At 52.8% G+C, this 18,724-nt stretch carries 17 protein-coding genes; 3 read left to right on the top strand and 14 right to left on the bottom strand.

The genetic code is table 11. The annotated features are described in order from the left end of the window. Positions 1-8: 8 nt before the first annotated feature. The 6 genes from ACQKE4_RS12305 to ACQKE4_RS12280 form a co-directional block, all read right to left on the bottom strand. Positions 9-818, bottom strand: coding sequence for an MlaA family lipoprotein (locus tag ACQKE4_RS12305; RefSeq protein WP_427388653.1), 810 nt, complete (start codon positions 816-818; stop codon positions 9-11). A gap of 32 nt (positions 819-850) precedes the next feature. Then, positions 851-1,972 carry a beta-ketoacyl-ACP synthase III gene (locus ACQKE4_RS12300; RefSeq protein WP_427388652.1) on the bottom strand — a complete coding sequence of 374 codons (1,122 nt, stop codon included), beginning with the start codon at positions 1,970-1,972 and terminating at the stop codon, positions 851-853. Positions 1,973-2,101: 129 nt separating this feature from the next. After that, entirely contained in the window at positions 2,102-6,136 is a 4,035-nt protein-coding gene (gene hrpA, locus ACQKE4_RS12295) for an ATP-dependent RNA helicase HrpA (protein WP_427388650.1), read from the bottom strand. A 133-nt stretch (positions 6,137-6,269) separates the two neighbouring features. Then, complete coding sequence (locus tag ACQKE4_RS12290) at positions 6,270-7,940, bottom strand: AMP-binding protein (protein ID WP_427388649.1); 1,671 nt, start codon at positions 7,938-7,940, stop codon at positions 6,270-6,272. Positions 7,941-8,188: 248 nt separating this feature from the next. After that, positions 8,189-8,968: a class II glutamine amidotransferase gene (locus tag ACQKE4_RS12285; RefSeq protein WP_427388648.1), complete on the bottom strand. Its 780-nt coding sequence runs from the start codon at positions 8,966-8,968 to the stop codon at positions 8,189-8,191. A 33-nt stretch (positions 8,969-9,001) separates the two neighbouring features. Then, complete coding sequence (locus tag ACQKE4_RS12280; protein ID WP_427388647.1) at positions 9,002-9,424, bottom strand: hypothetical protein; 423 nt, start codon at positions 9,422-9,424, stop codon at positions 9,002-9,004. 62 nt (positions 9,425-9,486) lie between these two features. Here ACQKE4_RS12280 and ACQKE4_RS12275 point away from each other — a divergent pair, with 62 nt between their 5' ends. After that, complete coding sequence (locus ACQKE4_RS12275; RefSeq protein ID WP_427388646.1) at positions 9,487-11,601, top strand: S9 family peptidase; 2,115 nt, start codon at positions 9,487-9,489, stop codon at positions 11,599-11,601. A gap of 310 nt (positions 11,602-11,911) precedes the next feature. Here the strand turns inward: ACQKE4_RS12275 and ACQKE4_RS12270 are convergent, their stop codons facing one another. Continuing rightward, positions 11,912-12,151, bottom strand: coding sequence for a hypothetical protein (locus tag ACQKE4_RS12270; RefSeq protein ID WP_427388644.1), 240 nt, complete (start codon positions 12,149-12,151; stop codon positions 11,912-11,914). 43 nt (positions 12,152-12,194) lie between these two features. Between ACQKE4_RS12270 and ACQKE4_RS12265 the strand changes: the two genes are divergently transcribed. Together ACQKE4_RS12265 and ACQKE4_RS12260 are read left to right on the top strand one after the other, a co-directional pair. Beyond that, positions 12,195-12,611, top strand: coding sequence for an EAL domain-containing protein (locus tag ACQKE4_RS12265; protein WP_427388643.1), 417 nt, complete (start codon positions 12,195-12,197; stop codon positions 12,609-12,611). 304 nt (positions 12,612-12,915) lie between these two features. Further along, positions 12,916-13,074, top strand: coding sequence for a hypothetical protein (locus ACQKE4_RS12260; protein ID WP_427388642.1), 159 nt, complete (start codon positions 12,916-12,918; stop codon positions 13,072-13,074). A 12-nt stretch (positions 13,075-13,086) separates the two neighbouring features. Here the strand turns inward: ACQKE4_RS12260 and ACQKE4_RS12255 are convergent, their stop codons facing one another. From ACQKE4_RS12255 to dnaX, 7 genes are all read right to left on the bottom strand, one after another. Continuing rightward, positions 13,087-13,542 (bottom strand): YcgN family cysteine cluster protein, encoded by a 456-nt coding sequence (locus ACQKE4_RS12255; RefSeq protein ID WP_427388641.1) that lies wholly within the window; start codon positions 13,540-13,542, stop codon positions 13,087-13,089. A 104-nt stretch (positions 13,543-13,646) separates the two neighbouring features. Beyond that, positions 13,647-14,222 carry an ACP phosphodiesterase gene (locus ACQKE4_RS12250; protein ID WP_427388639.1) on the bottom strand — a complete coding sequence of 192 codons (576 nt, stop codon included), beginning with the start codon at positions 14,220-14,222 and terminating at the stop codon, positions 13,647-13,649. Between the two features lie 11 nt (positions 14,223-14,233). Next, entirely contained in the window at positions 14,234-14,548 is a 315-nt protein-coding gene (locus ACQKE4_RS12245) for a YcgL domain-containing protein (protein WP_427388638.1), read from the bottom strand. Then, positions 14,545-15,681 (bottom strand): ribonuclease D, encoded by a 1,137-nt coding sequence (gene rnd, locus ACQKE4_RS12240; RefSeq protein WP_427388637.1) that lies wholly within the window; start codon positions 15,679-15,681, stop codon positions 14,545-14,547. The genes ACQKE4_RS12245 and rnd overlap by 4 nt, the downstream gene beginning before the upstream one ends. A 78-nt stretch (positions 15,682-15,759) precedes the next feature. Next, the gene (recR, locus tag ACQKE4_RS12235; RefSeq protein WP_290836486.1) at positions 15,760-16,365 is read right to left on the bottom strand and encodes a recombination mediator RecR; all 606 of its coding nucleotides are present in this window, start codon (positions 16,363-16,365) and stop codon (positions 15,760-15,762) included. Between the two features lie 2 nt (positions 16,366-16,367). After that, complete coding sequence (locus ACQKE4_RS12230) at positions 16,368-16,694, bottom strand: YbaB/EbfC family nucleoid-associated protein (protein WP_290836487.1); 327 nt, start codon at positions 16,692-16,694, stop codon at positions 16,368-16,370. Positions 16,695-16,786: 92 nt separating this feature from the next. Further along, entirely contained in the window at positions 16,787-18,715 is a 1,929-nt protein-coding gene (dnaX, locus tag ACQKE4_RS12225; protein WP_427388635.1) for a DNA polymerase III subunit gamma/tau, read from the bottom strand. Positions 18,716-18,724: the final 9 nt, after the last annotated feature.

The raw sequence follows: 18,724 nt of genomic DNA, 5'->3' as shown, positions 1-18,724 counted from the left end.
CACAAGCCTCAATCGGCGAAATCATCGTCACCAAAGTCGCTATCATCGAAGTCGCTATCATCAAAATCAAAGACATCAGCGGCAAACGGGTCGTCGCCCAGCTCTCCATCACTAATCGCAAATTGGCGACTCTGTAAGAAGGCGTCACGAATAAAGCGGTAGCGATCACCGCGGATTAACTCCTCCTGGTCTAGCAAGCCCGCGCGAATATCAACCAAGTTAAGCGCTGTCAGGCTGACACGAACCGTATCATCATCCACGTAATAGACGGGATTCGCCGCTATATCAGCCGGTAAGCCGGTCGTGTCTCGCAGCGTGCTGGGGCCTAACAGAGGCAGCACTAAATAGCGCGAGTCCTCCCATCCCCAAACGGCTAATGTTTGACCAAAATCCTCTTCTTCCGCGGTAATTTCCATCAAGGTGGCGTAATCCAACAGCCCTCCGATGCCGACGGTGGAGTTAATCAAAAACCGGGAAGTGGCGAGGCCTGCGTTGGCGGGCTTGCCTTGCAACACACTATTAATTGCCGTGCGCACTTCACCTAAGTTAGAGAAGAAATTACCCACGCCTGTTTGTACGGGCTCAGGCGTAATCGTGCGGTAGCCCCTAGCAACTGGTTTTAATGTGTAACGATCTAGTACATCGTTAAACGCAAACACTTTACGGTTAAAACCTTCCCAAGGGTCCTCGGGATGCCTGTCTTCCACGACCTGGGTGCTGGCGCAGCCGCCGGTTGCTAATAACGCCACCAGCAGGAGAGGCAAGCCCCCGGTGCGCCACGTAAGCGCTGACTTCTCGTTATTTAACAACTGCCGCATGACGTTTTCCCTTTGCTAATTCCGTACTGCTTTTAGTGACGACGAACAACCACGCTACCAGCACTGTAACCTGCTCCAAAGGAGCATATGACGCCGATATCCCCCGCCTCAAGCTGATCCCGGTGGAGGTGAAACGCAATAATAGAACCCGCAGAACTGGTGTTCGCGTAACGATCAAGAATGATCGGTGCTTGAGTCACGCTCGGGTCGTGGCCCAGCACTTTGCGGGCAATCAAATCATTCATATGTTGGTTAGCTTGATGCAACCACATGCGTTTAAGATCACTACCGCTCAATTCCAAAGAGGCCAAATGGTCAGTGATCAACTTTGCCACCATGGGACAAACCTCTTTAAACACACGCCGACCTTCCTGAACAAATAGCTTATCCAAGGCCAACGGATCACTGTCAGTCACCCGATTTAAAAAACCAGTATTATTACGAATCGCGTTGGAAAACTTGGTAATCAAGCGCGTTCCAAGAATCTCAAAACACTCATCTGCTTTGGCGATAGCGCTGTTTTCTAGTACCACGGCCGTACAAGCATCGCCGAATATGAAGTGACTGTCACGATCTCGAAAATTGAGATGCGCCGAGCAAACTTCCGGGTTAACCACCAGCGCTCGTTTTACGCTGCCGGACACTATCGCGTTAGCCGCTGTTTCCAGCGCAAAGGTTGCCGAGCTACAGGCAACGTTCATATCAAACCCGTACCCGCTTGTCCCTAACGCTTGCTGCACCTCAACCGCCACAGCGGGGTAAGCGCGTTCGAGGTTTGAACAGGCAACAATAACAAGCTCAATATCCGCAGCATCTACCTGAGCGGCAGCCAACGCCTGGAGCGCCGCAGCCGTTGCCATCTCACACTGAATCGACGGTTCATCGTTATTCCGCTGTGGCAGTTTAGGCCGCATACGCTGCGGGTCAAGGATACCCTCTGCATCTAGCACGTAACGGCTCTTGATACCGGACGCTTTTTCAATAAATTCACTGCTCGAATACGCTAGTGGCTCCCGCTCTCCTCGCGCAATCGCTTCGGCATGAATGTCATTGTCGCTGTCTACCCAAGCGTTAAATGCCGCCACCAAAGCCGCATTATCAATGGCGTGTTCCGGTGTATAAAGCCCTGTCCCGGTAATCACCACATGTGTCATGCCAATCTCCTTTAAACGGCTTGCCGATGTGACTGGCCATCGATGGCTAGCGTGTGACTTACGGCGAACCCATATCGTAACTGTGTGCGTAAAATAGCGGTTTTTCCAGCAACATTTTTTAACGACTGACTAAACGCTAACGATCTCTTGCCAGCGTTTTTCCAGGCGCTTGACTGATACCGCCATGCTGGTCCCCAACTGCTGGGCAAATAACGACACCCTAAGCTCTTGCAGCCACCACCCAAAAGCGACTAGTGCCGGGTCTTCCACTTTACCTCGGCGCTCACTTTCACGGCGTGCGTCAAAGCGTGCTTCTAACGCTTGGACATCCTGCATCATCATTTGGTCGCGCCCGCGTTCACGGGCGGCTTTTTCGAGCCTAATAAGCGCGGCTTCGGTATAACGTGGGTACTCTTGCAACCAAACGCCAGCATCACGAATAAAGCCAGGGTAAACCAAGCGCTGCATCTGAGCACTAACGTCGCTATAGACTAACGCCAGAGCAAAATTGAGTTTACCTTTTAAAATCTTACTCACCGCAAGATGGCCTTTAAGCGCCGTTTCTATCTGTAGAAGCAACGTCTTAGCTTCATCAACCAGTTGGCTTTGAGTATCGCTCAATCGCTGACTGAACTCCCCTTCCGAGCGTGGCAAGGGGTGTTGCGCCACCACCTGGGTAAACACTGCCAGCAGCAGATCATCAACTAACGCTTGCTTACTACCCACCTTGGCAAATAGCAGCGCACACTTCTCTACATCGGGTAATTGCTTAATTGCTTTAACCTGTTCAGGCAGCTTGGCAATTGCTAACCGGGCAATGCCTTCCTGGTGCGCGGCCTCGGCTTTCGCTGGATGGTCAAAAAGCGCGACCTTGAACACACTGGCTTCTGATACCCTGTTCTCAGCAACTCTGGTCTCAGCAACCAATGCAGGATACGCCTCAACGCGAATGCCCGCTTGGGTGGTTACTCGAGAGGCGGGCAATGGTGCTTTGGGTAGCCCGGCAACGGCAGGCTCAACGCTGACCTGCTCAGCCAACGCCTGGGCACCCGCGCTGGCAGCTGCTTCAAAGCGCTGCTCCAAAGCGCGCAGGTCACGCCCTTGACCCAAAGTTTCACCGGCGTGATCGACAACGCGAATATTCATTGTTAGATGCGGTTCCAGCAAGTCTAAACGCCAATCGTCGGGATGCACCCGCGTTGATGTCCGGCGGCGAATAAACTCACCCAACGCCTCCGTTAACGGGCGCTGATCGGGCACCAAAGTTTCCAGCGCTGCGTCCACCCAGTCAGGAATCGGCACGACCTGACGGCGGATGCTTTTCGGCAACGACTTCAATAGCGCAATACATTTTTCACGCAGCAGACCTGGCACCAGCCACTCTAAAGCATGCGCCGGCACTTGGGGCAGCATGGCGGCAGGAACGGTTAGGGTAACGCCATCGTCTGGCGCTTCCGGGTCGAAGTGGTAGCTAACCGGATAGGCCACGCCAGCCAGGATCAAATGATCGGGATAGTGCGCCTGAGTAATGTCATCAGCGTCACGCGTCTTAAGCGAATCGAGATCAAAATGCAGTAAGCTTGAATCGCGCTGCTCTGCCTGCTTGCGCCAATGCTCAAACCCTTTACCGTTAACGATCTCCGCTGGGATTCGCTCGTCGTAAAAAGCGAATAGCGTCTCCTCGTCGACCAAAATATCCCGGCGACGGGCGCGATCCTCCAACGCTTCGACTTCGTCAATCAGCGCGCGATTGTGGATGAAAAAGGTGCCTTTGGTTTGAAATTCGCCTTCTACCAACGCACGGCGAATAAACAGCTCCCGGGACTCCTGTGGCGCAATCGGTCCGTAATGCACCCGGCGGCGGGCAACGATCGGCAGCCCGAACAGCGTGACCTGTTCAAACGCGACTACCTGGGAGCGCTTCATTTCCCAGTGCGGTTCACTGTAGCTGCGTTTAATTAAATGCTGTGCCTGAGGTTCAATCCACTGCGGTTCGATCTTGGCGACGGTACGGGCAAATAGCTTTGAGGTTTCGATTAGCTCAAACGCCATGATCCATTTAGGTGATTTCTTGGCCAACCCCGAGCCTGGATGAATCATAAATTTGCGATTGCGGGCACCAAGATATTCACGGTTCTCAAGCAACGTACCCAGGTTGGAAAGCAGCCCAGAAAGCAGCGCTTGGTGCACTTTCCCTGAGGTTTTACGGCGTGCCTGGCGCGCTTGCTCTTCGCTTTCATCTTCATCACGTGGCGGCGGCGCAGGCACCTCAATATCCATATCACGCAGCAGCTGCCTGAGTTGGCGGAAGGTATCGTGCCATTCGCGCATACGCAGATAGTTGATGTAGTGCTCGCGACACCAGCGGCGCAGTTGATTGCCCGACAGCGCTTCGCGGGCATTTTCGATACCGTGCCAGAGATTTAACAACGCGACGAAGTCTGAGTCCGGGTCATGCCAGCGTTGGTGGGCCTGATCGGCGGCTTGGCGTTTATCCGCAGGTCGGTCACGGGGGTCCTGAATGGCCAGCGCGGAGACCACAATCAGCACATCACGAAGACTGCCAAACTCAACGCCCGCTAACACCATACGCGCTAAACGAGGGTCAATCGGTAGCCGCGCCAGCTTACGACCAAGCGAAGAGAGCCGCTGCTGTTCGTCGACCGCCCCTAACTCGAACAGCAGTCGAAAGCCATCTTTAACAAAACGGCTATCGGGTGGATCAACAAATGGGAAGTCTTCTATATCGCCAAGTTTCAGCCCCAGCATCGAGAGAATCACCGACGCTAAGTTGGTGCGCTGAATTTCAGGGTCAGTAAAACCAGGGCGCGCTAAAAAATCTTCCTCGCTGTAGAGGCGAATACACACGCCTTCGGCGATCCGCCCACAGCGCCCTTTGCGCTGGTTGGCACTGGCTTGGCTAACCGCTTCTACGGGCAAACGCTGTATTTTAGAGCGGTAGCTATAACGGCTGATACGCACCAAGCCAGGATCGATCACATAGCGAATGCCAGGCACGGTCAGTGAGGTTTCCGCGACGTTGGTGGCGAGCACAATGCGCCGCCCGCGGTGTTGTGCAAATACACGGTTCTGCTCTTCATTAGAGAGCCTGGCATACAGCGGCAGGATTTCAGTGCCCTTTAGTTCCGCTCGGCGCAGGGTATCGGCAGTTTCCCGAATTTCTCGCTCACCGGGCAAAAATACCAACACATCTCGCGGGCCATGTAACCACCCTTTCTCACGCTCAATAATGTCAAGCTCTTCAACCGCATGCAGAATACCTTCCTGAATCGTGCGGTCCTCTTCACCCTCTTCATCACGAATTAACGGTCGGTAGTGCACCTCCACCGGATAGGTGCGCCCGGTGACTTCGATGACTGGTGCCGGCGTTTCAGGCGTACCAAAGTGTTGAGCGAAACGCTCTACATCAATGGTGGCCGAGGTAATAATAATTTTTAGGTCAGGCCGTTTGGGCAGTAAGCGCTTAAGGTAGCCAAGCAGGAAATCGATATTCAGGCTGCGTTCGTGAGCCTCATCAATAATGAGGGTGTCGTAGCGCAGCAGTAGTGGATCATGCTGAGTCTCGGCCAGCAAAATACCGTCAGTCATCAGTTTGACTAACGTGCTGGGGCTGCTCTGGTCGCTGAAGCGCACCTGATAACCCACCTGCTCACCCAGGGAGACTTCCAGCTCTTCTGCCAACCGCCCAGCGACGCTACGGGCCGCTAAGCGGCGTGGCTGGGTGTGTCCAATCAAACCACGGCGACCACGCCCCAGCTCCAAACACATTTTGGGCAGTTGAGTGGTTTTACCTGAACCGGTCTCCCCCGCGACGACGACCACTTGGTGATCGCGGATGGCGTTAAGGATATCTTCACGCCGCTCCACCACCGGCAGTTCCGCTGGGTAGTTCAGGGCAACCTTTTGATCTATACGCTGGCTAAGCACTTGCTGAGCACGATTCACCTCACGCTGCGCCTCTTCTAAGCCACGACTAATAGGCTTTTGGTCACGTAGGCGACGGCTTAAACCGGCCAAACGTCGCTCCAGCCGCTCTGTATCGCGCAGCATCACATCGCCCGCTGCCTGTTTCAGCGACGCAAGGCGTTGGCTATCGGTGGGGGCTGGGGACGTGTCGGTAGTCACGATAGACTGGGCTTCCATTCGCTGTATTAAAAGATAAAAAAGGAAAAGAAAAACGGGATATAAAAAAACAGCCCGCTCAAAAGAGCGGGCCGACTATTGTAACGCTTTCAACTCCACGACGCCTAACCACACTGCTTTAGTGGATGACGCGTTACGTCTTTGAAGTCTCTTCATCGCGCAACTGACGGCGCAACACTTTGCCCACATTCGTCTTGGGCAATTCATCCCGGAACTCGATGACCTTGGGCACTTTGTAGGCGGTCAACTCTTTCTTACACCAGTCACGTAGCGTTTTTTCATCAAGCTGGTCATTCTTGCTCACCACAAACAGTTTGATCGCTTCACCCGCATTTTCGTCGGGTACTCCCACCGCTGCTGCTTCAAGCACATCAGGGTGGGCGGCAACGACGTCCTCAATTTCATTGGGGTAGACGTTGAAGCCAGAGACCAAAATCATATCTTTTTTGCGATCAACAACGCGGATGTAACCATCATCCTGAAGAATAGCGATATCCCCAGTGAAGAACCAGCCATTTTCATCAATGGAGGCACGGGTTTCATCTTCACGCTGCCAGTAGCCTTTCATCACTTGCGGGCCTTGCACACATAACTCACCTGGCTCGCCCATAGCGACATCGTTGCCATCGGTATCAACAACTTTGACCGCCGTGCCTGCAACGGGCTTACCGATAGTGCCTAACTGAATGGCATCAGTAGGATTGAAGCTCACAATCGGTGATGTTTCCGTCAGGCCATAGCCTTCAGCAATGGAGCAACCCGTGGTTTGCTCCCAGCGCTGCGCCGCCGCTTTGGTCAGCGCCATACCGCCAGAAATCGTCAGCTTCAGCTTTGAAAAGTCTAGCTGTTTGAAGTCATCGCGATTACATAAAGCATTAAAGAGCGTGTTCAAGCCGATGAAAGCAGTAAACGGCAGGCCTTTAAGCTCTTTAACAAAAGCATCTAGGTCACGTGGGTTAGTGATCAGTAGTGAATGGTTACCTGTTTCCATTAAGAACAGGCAGTTAACCGTAAACGTATAAATGTGATAAACCGGAAGCGGTGCAATCACCAGCTCCTCGCCGTCACGTAGGTGCGCCCCAATGGCTGCACGCGCCTGGAGCATATTAGCCACCAGATTACCGTGCGTCAGCATGGCACCCTTCGGCATGCCGGTGGTACCGCCGGTGTACTGTAAAGCGGCTAAATCATCATGGGTTTGTTTTGCATCGGTATGACTAAGTGAGGCGCCCTTTTTTAACGCCTCGCGAAAGCTAATCGCGCTAGGTAACGAATAAGGCGGTACCATTTTCTTAACATGCTTAACCACTGCGTTAATCAGCCAACGCTTAGGTACATCGTGCAAATCCGCCAACTGGGTCACTAACACATGCTTGATATCGGTTTTATCAAGCACTTTTTCCAGCTTGTCAGCCATATTCGCCAAGATAAGAATGGCTTTGGCGTTGGAGTCTTTAAACTGGTGTGCCATTTCCCGCTCGGTGTACAGCGGGTTGGTATTGACCACCACTAAGCCTGCCCGCATCGCACCGAATACCGCCACCGGAAACTGCAGCACATTTGGCAGTTGAATAGCGATACGATCGCCTGGCACCAAGTCTGTTTCATGCTGCAACCAAGCAGCAAAGTCGGCGGAGAGGCGGTCTAGGTCGGCAAACGTGAGGGTTTTACCCATACAGGTGAAGGCTGGCTTCTCTTTGAAGCGGCCAACCGCTGAGTGGAAGACATCCGTGACTGAATCGTATTGATCCAGCCCTTCAAGCGCTGGGCCACGTAAAACGGTTTCGTTGGCGTATTCGCTCATAGGCAATCTCCGCTATCCATGTCGGTTTGATCACCGACCTTGTTGTTGTCGCTTGGCAATTGTCGCTAACGTAAGTGTGTCGCTAAGTTCATATGTCGCAAGCTCAGATAGCCAACGATATACGACCTACGACAGGCTGTAAAACGATCGATTGAAACTAACGTTTAGACTTTAGACCATCGATAAAGCCCTGAGTTAGCTGCACGTTACGCTTAAACCTCGTACCTACACTGTAGCAACTCGATTACTTATGGACAGTAGCGGGCCTGAATTTCTCCATCACACCAGACTAATAGCTCGCCTGGCGTCATTCGGTGCCACGCCTCATTATGCGTGAGCGGCTCAGTGGCAATAACAGAAACGATGTCGTCAGGCGTTGTATGCTCGGCAAAATTGACCGTCATTTCAGCATCAGAGAGCTCCGCATCGCCGAAGGGCGCACACCGTGTGATATGAGCTAATTTGGTTGCACAGTAGGTATATAAATAACGCCCATCGGAAAGCAGCATATTAAATACGCCTAACGCTCTTAGCTGTTCACAAAGCTGGTGTAAATGTTTCCAAAGCATCTCAGGCGCTGGAGGCGGTGTAGGAAAGGTGCGGCGCAGTTCGCCCATTAGCCAACAGTAGGCATGTTCACTGTCTGTATTACCCACCGGGGTATACACCCCTAGTGGCAGGCTTTGCCACTCGCTTAACTGACCATTATGGGCATAGCACCAGGGGCGGCCCCACATTTCACGCATAAAGGGGTGGGTATTGGCCAAACGCACGCCGCCCACATTGGCTTGCCGAATGTGGCTGATCACTACATTCGATTTAATCGGATAGTCGCAAATTAGCCGGGCGATGGGTGAGTTCACGGAGGGGTGAGGATCGCGAAAATCGCGGTAACCACCCTCTTCATAGAAGGCGATACCCCAACCGTCACGATGCGGCCCTGTGCCACCGCCGCGGTGTAAAAATCCTGAAAAACTAAAACAGATATCCGTGGGTACATTGGCGCTCATACCCAGCAGCTCACACATTGTGAAACACCCTAATGTCGCTCAAACGTGCCATTAGCCAATCACCGGTTCACGACGCCGTGGCGGCGGTGCATCATCCATTGCTTCCTCTTCTTCAATATATTCATAATCGCTAGGACGACGCCACCACCAGAGAGCAATACCAATAACGGCGCCTAAGGCCATGCCTAACACCAGCCACAGCAAGCTTACGCGCAGCGCACTGCCGTTATTTTCTAAAAACCCCACCGCGGCCACCATCGCCGCCGGTGCCCAACCAGTGTAAAATTCACCCTCTTCAATGAGCGGCAGTCGAAAAGTCGCGGGCGCCCAAATAGCGCCGGCCACTACCCAAGTCAGCACTAATCGCGGCAAACGCGGCAACAGCGCAAGGGTAAAGTAAACCGCGATGATCACTAACAGCGAAAGACCGTAATAACTTAACCACAGCAGTGACATTGAATCTCCAGACAGCATAATACCCCTCATGTGGGTGAGTTCACCCGACGTTGATTTCCCGTTATGGTACCTATGAATTTATGAAAGCACAGCCAAGCATGCATTTAGGCTTACCCGCTGCGCGCTATTATCGCGCTAATGACCCAAAATGGCACTGGTTAGAAGAGCGTGATGACCCAGAAGTAACCGCATTTTTAGAAGCGGCCAATCAACAACAGGCAGAATGGTTTGCCCCACTTGAGAAGCTAGAAGAAACACTTTACCAAAGCCATTTGGCACGTCGCGAACTCGCGGTGACAAGCCTTAAGACAACGCTTGACCATTTTACGTTCTGGAGCGAGACCGCAGCCAAAGATGATTACGCCTGCTGGTGGCGCTACCCCAATGCCCAACCTGAACAGCAGGAGTGCTTTTTAGATGTCAATGCCCGAGCCATTGAGCATGACTTTTACGACATGGGTGATATGGCGCTCTCGCCTGATGAACAGTGGCTAGCCTGGACCGAAGACACCCAGGGTGATGAGCGTTTCACTCTATGGTTGAAAGCTTTGCCTAACGGGACGCCTGTTCAACTGTTGAGTGATATTGGCGCAGGTCTATGCTGGGCGGAAGATCAGACGGCCAACTCAGCCACCCTACTGTTCACGCGCTTTGATGATACTCAGCGCCCCGATAGCATTTGGCGACTACCGCTTACATTGAACGACCCCAGCGCTCTGATAGCGCCTGAACTGGTACTGCGCGAGGAGGATCCAGAGTTTTGGCTCGGCATTGGTAAAACACGCTCACGCTCATGGTTACTGCTCGAAAGCGGCTCAAAAGATACCAGTGAGATTCACCTGCTACCCGCCCACTCTCCTGCCGAAGCCCCTCAGTGCATTCAGCCACGCCAAGAGGGGGTTGAGTACAGTATTGACCACCGTCCGGGCAGTTTTTATCGTCTGCATAATCAATCAGGCGCTCACTTTCAACTAGATTTCCTGTCGGAAGGTGAGCTTGAGCAGCGCCATAGCAAGTGGCAAACGTTAATCGCGCACCGCGAAGAAGCAACGCTTGAGGGCGTTGATGCTTTCTCCTGGGGCCTGATGCTTGGTGAACGCGACCATGCCCAAGCACAGGTACGTTTGCGGCGGTTAATATTAGATGATCAGCATGCCTGTACGCTGGACGAGTACCTAGCACTGCCCGAACAACCCTGTTCGCAAATGCTAGAAGATGCCCCGCATTTTGATAGCCAGATACTTCGCCTGCGCGAGGAGTCATTTACTCAGCCGCCCAGTTGGTTTGCGCTGGACCTTACCAGCGGCCACCGCACACTGCTTAAGCGAGCGCCAGTCTACGGCAATCTTCAGCCTGAACAGTTAATTAGCCGACGCCTATGGGCAACAAGCCAAGATGGCGAGCAGGTGCCGGTATCGGTGGTTATGCGCGCCGACCTAGCAGATCAGCCTTTACCCACCCTGCTATATGGCTATGGCGCTTATGGCGAAGCCCTCGACCCGTGGTTTTCTATCGCCCGCTTAGAGCTACTGGAACGCGGTGCGGCGTTTGCCGTGGCCCATGTTCGCGGTGGCGGTGAACGCGGCGAGCCCTGGTATCTCAACGGCAAAATGACCCATAAGGAAAACAGCTTTAATGATTTCCTAGCAGCACGGGAAGCCTTGGTAGAACAGAGGGTCAGCGACCCAAAGCATATAGTGGCCTATGGTGCCAGTGCCGGAGGCCTGCTGGTGGGCACATGTATTAATCGTGCGCCTGAGGCGTTTTGTGCTGCCTTACTAGACGTGCCTTTTTTAGACGTGCTGCGCACCATGCAGAACCCTGAGCTACCGCTTACTACGGCTGAGTACAGCGAGTGGGGCAATCCGGAGACGCCAGAGGTAGCGGAGCGGATTGGTGGTTATTCACCTATCGATAACATCAAGCCGCAAGCTTACCCTGCCCTGTGGATTGAAGGCAGTTGGTTTGATACCCGGGTAAGCTATTGGGAACCTGCCAAGTTTTATGCGCAGGTGACTCAGCAGCAACAAGGGCCAGCACCGATAATGATGCGTACCGATATGAGCAGCGGACACGGCGGCGCATCTGGCCGCTTCAAAGCCTGGCGAGACACCGCACGGCAAGATGCGTTTATTCTTTGGGCGCTAGGGCTAGACACTCAAGCGCTGCCAACCACTGAACTTTCCACGCCCTGAATAAAATACCCAAAGGCCTGCTGAGCGCTCGCCCGCACCGCAGGCCAGCTAGATGGCGGGCAATAATGCTCAGCGCAACGCCAAAAAGCCGCCCACTGCTCAGCTTGTAAGGGCTGAGTAGTAAAAAAACGTAGCGGTGCCTGGTTAGTGCCATTTCTAGGCTTGCGATGGGTACATAAAGCGTGCTTAAGGCCGTCGCATACTTCTCCAGGTTACGTCACGCTTTAGCAGCGGTTTCAATAAGGGGTGCTGATCCACTCGGTGATGATCTGCTCGCGTTTCACGCTTTAACCATTCGTTAAGCGTGAGCTTACTCATCCGCTTTCCAGGTAAACGTCTGCGCCTGTTGAAGAATGGCTCGCAGCTTCAACAGGTACATCCGCGTGCTGGCTGTCCAAGGGCAGCTGTAACCAACCCGTTGTTCTATCCAAGCTTCGAAAGAGCGACGCGGTGCAATCGCACTATTGCCATCCCGATAGTCCACCGGCTTATCGGGATTGCCACCCCAGTTAACCTCATAGAGGTGCCCTAGGCGGCATAAGATTCCCATAGCCGAGGAAACCGGGCAAACTATTGCCTTGAGTCAGTGGGTCATGGAGCGTGCCGCTCAAGTCTTTCTCGTTCTACAGCCTATGATTTCCAGCCACTGCCGAATAGCCGTTAACCTTTCCCCCATGCAGTTTCATCGGCCTAGTTTTTTAAACACGTTACACAGCACGCTGGAAGCTACAGGACTCAGTGCCCACTCGCTGGAACTGGAATTAACGGAAGGCATTTTGATGAATGACACAGAGGCCGCAATCGAAACGCTGCATGCGTTGCGGGCGATGGGAATCAGCATCGCCATCGATGACTTTGGCACAGGCTTTTCAAGCCTGAGCTATTTGCGTCATTTGCCAGTCGACAAAATAAAAATTGACCGCAGCTTTATTATTAATATTTCTGAAAGCAGCAAAGATGCTGCCGTCGTGCAGGGTAACTCGCCCTCGCTCACCATCTTGATTTACTGATTGTCGCTGAAGGCGTGGAGACTTCCGATTAACAACAACAGCTCATTGCATTAGGCTGCAATGCTTTTCAAAGCTATCTATTTGCCAGGCCTTTTCCTTTGAAACTCTTGAAAGTTGGTTGGAAAATCAAGCAGTGCCAGTTTGAACAAGAGACACTTCATCACCACTTTTTTATGAAAATATTTTCCACAAAGGTATTCACGCCCACCCAATTCTGCGCCATACTAGACTTTAGTCAAACACACTAACGTCGAAGATCACTCTTTAAGCTCGCTGCTTAAAAAGTCTCTAGGAGTTCGCAGAAATGAAATATCAAGATCACTTCCCGACAATTTGGGACGCTCCTCGCAAAACCAGCACTAAACCTGCTAATCAAGCTCCTGCCCAAAAAGTGCTGACGCCGGTCAAAGAAGTATTTTTATCTATCTGGGATGCTCCGCCTAAGCGTCAACCTAGCGCCTAAATACGCAAGGATCTACATCGGCAGCACGGCGATGATGTGCGACTCTAAATGCTGCTCTGGCACCGTATCCTGCGACACTGCAAAGCTGCGCACACTGACACCTTTGCGATGTACACGCTCAGCATCGTTACTAAGCAGCGGGTGCCACCCTGCCAGTTTGCGCCCTTCTGAAACACGCCTATAGCCACAGCTTTGTGGCAACCACGTGAACTCTTTCACCAACGCGGGCGTAAGCTGGGTACAGTCGGGTACGCTGTCAAAGCGGTTGGGGTAATCACTACACTGGCAAGACTCAATATCCAGTAAACGACAGGCGACATTTAGCACCGCCAACTCCTGGGTATCTTCGTCGTGAAGCTTTAACAAGCAGCACTGTCCGCAGCCATCGCACAATGCTTCCCACTCGTGGGGGGTTAGTTCTTCAAGCGTAAAGCGCTCCCAAAAGCGTTCGCGCATCGTGGTTTCCATTTTAATCTCCTTCAGAATTACGCGAACAGAATCTCTTGTACAAAATTACTTGGACAGAATTACATGAACAGAGCTACACAAACATCATTCCGCCGAAACACCCTTTAAGCGGACGCATCGGTAAGACCTAATGTGTCAAATAGCTCGGGCCATAAGGTTTGGAAATCTTGCTCAAGCGCTTGGTAATCATCCCTTAGCCATGGGACTAATGCAGCCAACTGGTTGGGGCCGGACAATCGACGCCCAATCCCCGCCACAGCACGACAGGTGAACTCAAAGTCAGCGTAACCTCTTAACCAATCATGCTGCACCAGTAGTGGCATCATACCCGCTAACCGGTTAGGCGCAGAGCGCGCAGAAAGCAGCCGATAACAACGCTTAACAATCTCCTCCTGCGCTACCATCCCTGCGGTATCTCGCGCGAGAAAATGATCCCACACCATATCTAATGCAATGCCTGCATAGCGACGCTGGGCAGTTGGAGCGCGACGCCTTGCTCCGGTAACGTTTGGGTGGCGATCTACCCAGGCATCCACGCGACGATGATGCTGAATACCCTGCGCAGTGGCATCGGGCCAAGCGCTTAAATCCTGCCCTTTGACACCATCGGCAATTAGATTGCCATAAAGAAAGTCATCGCTGCCTGCGCTGACTAACCAAGCATGAGCCAGAAAATTCATAAACGACGGAGTTACGCTTTATCAGCATGTGCATCATCGTGCGAGGCAGCATAAGCACGATGAATATCAAGAAGATAAGGTTCTTTAGGCGGCGGCATTTGCAAATAGAAGCCTTTATCCTTAATACCTTCCACCACATCTGCCGCGCTTACACGTGACAATTTTTTATCAGCGGTCAACAGCATGGTAAAAACCGGCACGGGTTTACCAAAGGTTTCCATCAGCAATTCAGGCACTGCTGTTAGCCCCTGCCGCTTGTCAACGTATAAATACATCTCATCTTTGCGCGAGCTTTTGAAAACCTCACAAATCAGTTTGTCACTCATGACGTCCGCTCCTTAAGGGCTTCAGAAAGCGCGGCATTTAAATAATCACCCCGCCAGCCGCTAGGCAAGGCTAAAGCCTCGCCCGCCAAGTCCTGCATAACGAGTGTCTCAATGTCGCGGCGTCGCATTAATATTTCTGGCGCCACGCCCAAGTCGCTCGCTTTTGCAGTAATCACTTTCTTAATCGCCTTAAAGCGCGATTTAAAGGCCGGGTGCATAGGGTCTGGCCAGCGCGTAGGCAATTTCACTTCATCACAATGCAGGGCCTGCTTTACCATCGCCAACAAGGAGTCACCCTCTTTTTTGATCAGCATAGGCTTAATGCCATCCACCTCGGCTAATTCAAAACGGTTGTTGGGCATTTTTTCAGCGATTGCAAGCAGCAATTTATCGCTGACCAGCCAATTGCGCGGCAAATCACGGCGGCGTGTCTCGCCTTCACGCCAGGTGGTCATCAGCCGATACGCTTCCATTTGGCGAGGTGTTAAACGCCACAATTGGCGTTGCCGGGTGTACCACTGTTGATCGTTATCAACGCTACGGCCAGCTTGCTCAATAAGGCTAGCGCACTCAGCGTCTACCCACTCGCGTCGCCCTAATATGGCGAGTTTTTCTTCCTGGAGCGTCCATACTTTTAATAAGTAAATAACATCCAGCGCTGCGTAATGGCACTGTGCTGGCGTCAATGGACGTACCAACCAGTTAGAGCGTGTTTCCTCTTTGGGCAGTGTTTCCCCCACCCAAAATTCGACCAGCTTTTGGTATCCCATACCAGGATTCTCACCCAAAAACCCCTGAACGACCTGAGTATCCATCAACGGCGTAGGCAGCACACCCGCCCAGTGTTGAAATACTTCTAAATCTTCACTGCAAGCGTGCAATAACTTAATTGCGCTATTTTGCAACAGTGAACGGAATTTATCGGTACATGGAATGGCGACTGGATCGACTAAATATGCCTCTTCACCCGCGGTGAATTGAATCAGTGCAGGAACGGGGAAAAACGTGTTCTCTCGAAAAAACTCGGTATCCAGCGCAATAACAGAAGCATCGGCTACTTGCTCGCACGCTGCATCGAGCGCGTCTGGGGTATCAAGCCATTGAAATGAGGGAGTAAGAGAGGACAAAAGCATTCTTCCAAGTTGGCACACAATCGCTTAAGCGCTTGCGGTAAGGGAACCACTGTTTTAAGGAGCCGTGATTAAGTAGGCTTACTCACTAGCAAAAGGCTGGCGGCCATTAAACGCACGGCTTAAGGTGCCGCCGTCGACATACTCCAATTCACCGCCCATAGGCACACCGTAGGCTAGTCGCGTTAGCTTGACCCCATATTCGGCAAGCTGAGAGGCAATGTAATGGGCAGTGGCTTCACCTTCTATGGTGGGATTGGTCGCCAACACCACTTCTTTGATCAACCCTTCTGCTACCCGCGCTTCCAATAAGTCTAAGCCTATCGACTCGGGACCAATACCATCCAGTGGGGAAAGATGGCCGTGTAGAACAAAGTAACGCCCTTTAAAGCCACCGGCTTCTTCAATCGCTAATTGATCAGCAGGAGATTCCACCACACACAGCAGTGCATCATCTCGGCGCGGGCTTTCACACAGCACACAGATTTCCGCTTCGGTTAGAGTGCGGCAGCGCTGACAGTAACCTACTTCTTCGATGGCCTGCTGAATAACGGCTGCAAGGCGCTGCCCACCGGGGCGCTCGCGCTCAAGTAAGTGCATCGCCATACGCTGGGCCGTTTTCGGCCCAACGCCTGGCAGTACGCGAAAAGCATCCATTAACTGCTCAACGAGAGGGGAAAATCGCATTATTAGAACGGCATCTTAAAGCCGGGCGGCAAGTTCAAGCCGGACGTTGCTTCTTCCATTTTGGCCTTGGTACTGACTTCTAATTTACGCACGGCATCATTTACCGCCGCCGCCAATAAATCTTCTAGTAGCTCTTTATCCTCTTCCATCACACTAGGATCGATGGTCACGTTCGATACGTCATGACGACCATTCATAGTGACTTTAACCATACCAGCGCCCGCCTCGCCCTGTACTTCCGCTTTGGCTGCTTCTTCTTGAGCGCGCTGCATTTTTTCCTGCATCTCTTGGGCTTGCTTCATTAAGTTGCCCATTCCACCTTTAAGCATGGTGTAACCTCCAATGTAATTTACAAGATACGACTGTCGTTAAAAGCAGAGCCTGTAAAATATGTCTATGAAATACGTCCACGAAGAAGAGCTTAGCGCACACCTTCGACTGGCTTAACGCTGGATTCTATCAGTTTTGCCCCAAACGCCTGCTGTAACTTTTGTACATTGGGGTCATGATTGAGTAGATCAACTGCCTGCGCATGACGCTCCTTAGTGAGTCGCTCTTCGCGCTGCCGGGGTGTTTCCACACTGCTGGATAATTCAGCAACGTAAAACGCTACCCGGCGCGGCATCCCTTGCTCCTTCAACGCACGCTCAATACGCGTTTGATGCACTTCCGCCTGCATGGCCTCTTGGCTTGGATCAAGGCGAAGCGTAAGTAATGCGCCATCATCACTTTCTACCAAGCAGTTGCCCGCTAAATTACGCGTTAATCCACCTAGTCCCAATGAATCAAAGCATAGCAGCCACTGCGAATTATCCAGCCTAGCCGAAACGTTTTCTGCCGTAACCGCACGCGGTGGCTCTGGCTCAGGAATAGGTTCCGGCTCTGGAATAGGCTCTGGCTCGGGAATAGGCTCTGGCTCGGGGATCGGCTCCGGCTCAGGGATCGGCTCTGGCTCGGGGATCGGCTCCGGCTCAGGGATCGGCTCTGGCTCGGGAATAGGATCCGGCTCTGAAACAGGTTCTGGCTGTGGCGCTGGTTGAGGGGTGCCAGCCTGAGCATCTACTGTCCAGGGCGGCGGCTCTTGAAGGAGCGGCTCTTCTTGAACCGGTGGAGCGGCAGGTTGCTCCCCTCCCACCGTGACGAATTTAACAGGTGATGTCTCTTGAGTCAGCGCTTCACGAGGCGATGGCTCGCGCTGCACGGTTTCGCGCTGCAGGGGAAGCGGTGTGCGGGGCGGTTTCGGCACACCTTGGGGGCGAAACGCCAGCATCCGCAACAGTGTCATCTCTAGCGCACTGCGTAAATCCGGGGCGTGAACCATATCGCCGCGCCCCTGAATACCGATTTGGTAATAAAGTTGAATATCTTCAGCAGTAAAGCGGCTCGCCAATTGCAGAATAACATCACGGTCACCGTGACTGTTATCCACAGCGTCGGGCACCATCTGAGCGACGGCTAACCGATGCAGCATGCTTGAGAGCTCATCCAATACAGCGGCAAAGTCAGGACCTTGCTCTGCTAATTCAGCCACCTCTGCGAGCAGGCGCTGCACATCCACATCGGCCAGAGCCTCTACTAACCCCAGAATATGGCGATGATCCAGCGTGCCAAGCATGGCAGCCACATCCGCATGCCGTACCGCCCCTTGCCCAAACGCAATGGCTTGATCGGTCAGGCTCATTGCGTCACGCATTGAACCTTCCGCCGCTTTACCTAACAGCCATAGCGCACTTTCATCAAACTCAACGCCCTCTTCACCCAATACATAGGTCAGGTGCTCAACCACACGCTCTGGCGGCATATGCTTAAGGGTAAACTGGAGGCAGCGGGAAAGAACGGTTGGCGGTAACTTTTGCGGATCGGTCGTCGCCAGCAAAAATTTAACGTGCGGGGGCGGCTCTTCCAATGTCTTCAGCAGTGCATTGAAACTGCTGGTAGAGAGCATGTGTACCTCATCAATCAGGTACACCTTATAACGCCCTTGAGTCGGCGCGTACTGCACATTGTCGAGCAGCTCGCGGGTATCTTCTACTTTGGTTCTTGAGGCAGCATCAACTTCAATTAAATCAACAAAGCGCCCCTCATCAATTGCCTGGCAGCTATCGCACACACCGCAAGGGGTCGAGGTAATGCCCTCGTCGCCACGGCCATTGGCAGTGCAGTTCAAACATTTGGCAAGAATACGCGCCAGCGTGGTCTTACCCACGCCGCGGGTACCGGTAAACAGATAAGCATGATGCAGACGTCCCTGGTCAAGGGCATTGACCAGGGCGCGTTGCACATGGGCCTGGCCCACGAGTTCGTGGAATGTGCGAGGCCGCCACTTGCGGGCCAGAACCTGATAGCTCATGAAGCAGTA

Origin of the sequence: Halomonas sp. NPDC076908 (genome assembly GCF_050269715.1) — a bacterium.
Taxonomy (GTDB): domain Bacteria; phylum Pseudomonadota; class Gammaproteobacteria; order Pseudomonadales; family Halomonadaceae; genus Vreelandella.
Note: the sequence above shows the minus strand (reverse complement) of the source record. Positions and strands in the feature narration are given on the sequence as shown.

Excerpts from the sequence above, each read along its gene's own strand:
- ACQKE4_RS12255 (WP_427388641.1), bottom strand. The coding sequence starts at position 13,542 with ATGGAAACCACGATGCGCGAACGCTTTTGGGAGCGCTTTACGCTTGAA.
- ACQKE4_RS12290 (WP_427388649.1), bottom strand. The coding sequence starts at position 7,940 with ATGAGCGAATACGCCAACGAAACCGTTTTACGTGGCCCAGCGCTTGAA.
- ACQKE4_RS12260 (WP_427388642.1), top strand. The coding sequence starts at position 12,916 with ATGAAATATCAAGATCACTTCCCGACAATTTGGGACGCTCCTCGCAAA.
- ACQKE4_RS12250 (WP_427388639.1), bottom strand. The coding sequence starts at position 14,222 with ATGAATTTTCTGGCTCATGCTTGGTTAGTCAGCGCAGGCAGCGATGAC.
- ACQKE4_RS12285 (WP_427388648.1), bottom strand. The coding sequence starts at position 8,968 with ATGTGTGAGCTGCTGGGTATGAGCGCCAATGTACCCACGGATATCTGT.
- recR (WP_290836486.1), bottom strand. The coding sequence starts at position 16,365 with ATGCGATTTTCCCCTCTCGTTGAGCAGTTAATGGATGCTTTTCGCGTA.
- hrpA (WP_427388650.1), bottom strand. The coding sequence starts at position 6,136 with ATGGAAGCCCAGTCTATCGTGACTACCGACACGTCCCCAGCCCCCACC.
- ACQKE4_RS12265 (WP_427388643.1), top strand. The coding sequence starts at position 12,195 with ATGGAGCGTGCCGCTCAAGTCTTTCTCGTTCTACAGCCTATGATTTCC.
- rnd (WP_427388637.1), bottom strand. The coding sequence starts at position 15,681 with ATGCTTTTGTCCTCTCTTACTCCCTCATTTCAATGGCTTGATACCCCA.
- ACQKE4_RS12275 (WP_427388646.1), top strand. The coding sequence starts at position 9,487 with ATGAAAGCACAGCCAAGCATGCATTTAGGCTTACCCGCTGCGCGCTAT.
- ACQKE4_RS12270 (WP_427388644.1), bottom strand. The coding sequence starts at position 12,151 with ATGGGAATCTTATGCCGCCTAGGGCACCTCTATGAGGTTAACTGGGGT.
- ACQKE4_RS12230 (WP_290836487.1), bottom strand. The coding sequence starts at position 16,694 with ATGCTTAAAGGTGGAATGGGCAACTTAATGAAGCAAGCCCAAGAGATG.
- ACQKE4_RS12245 (WP_427388638.1), bottom strand. The coding sequence starts at position 14,548 with ATGAGTGACAAACTGATTTGTGAGGTTTTCAAAAGCTCGCGCAAAGAT.
- ACQKE4_RS12280 (WP_427388647.1), bottom strand. The coding sequence starts at position 9,424 with ATGCTGTCTGGAGATTCAATGTCACTGCTGTGGTTAAGTTATTACGGT.
- dnaX (WP_427388635.1), bottom strand. The coding sequence starts at position 18,715 with ATGAGCTATCAGGTTCTGGCCCGCAAGTGGCGGCCTCGCACATTCCAC.
- ACQKE4_RS12300 (WP_427388652.1), bottom strand. The coding sequence starts at position 1,972 with ATGACACATGTGGTGATTACCGGGACAGGGCTTTATACACCGGAACAC.
- ACQKE4_RS12305 (WP_427388653.1), bottom strand. The coding sequence starts at position 818 with ATGCGGCAGTTGTTAAATAACGAGAAGTCAGCGCTTACGTGGCGCACC.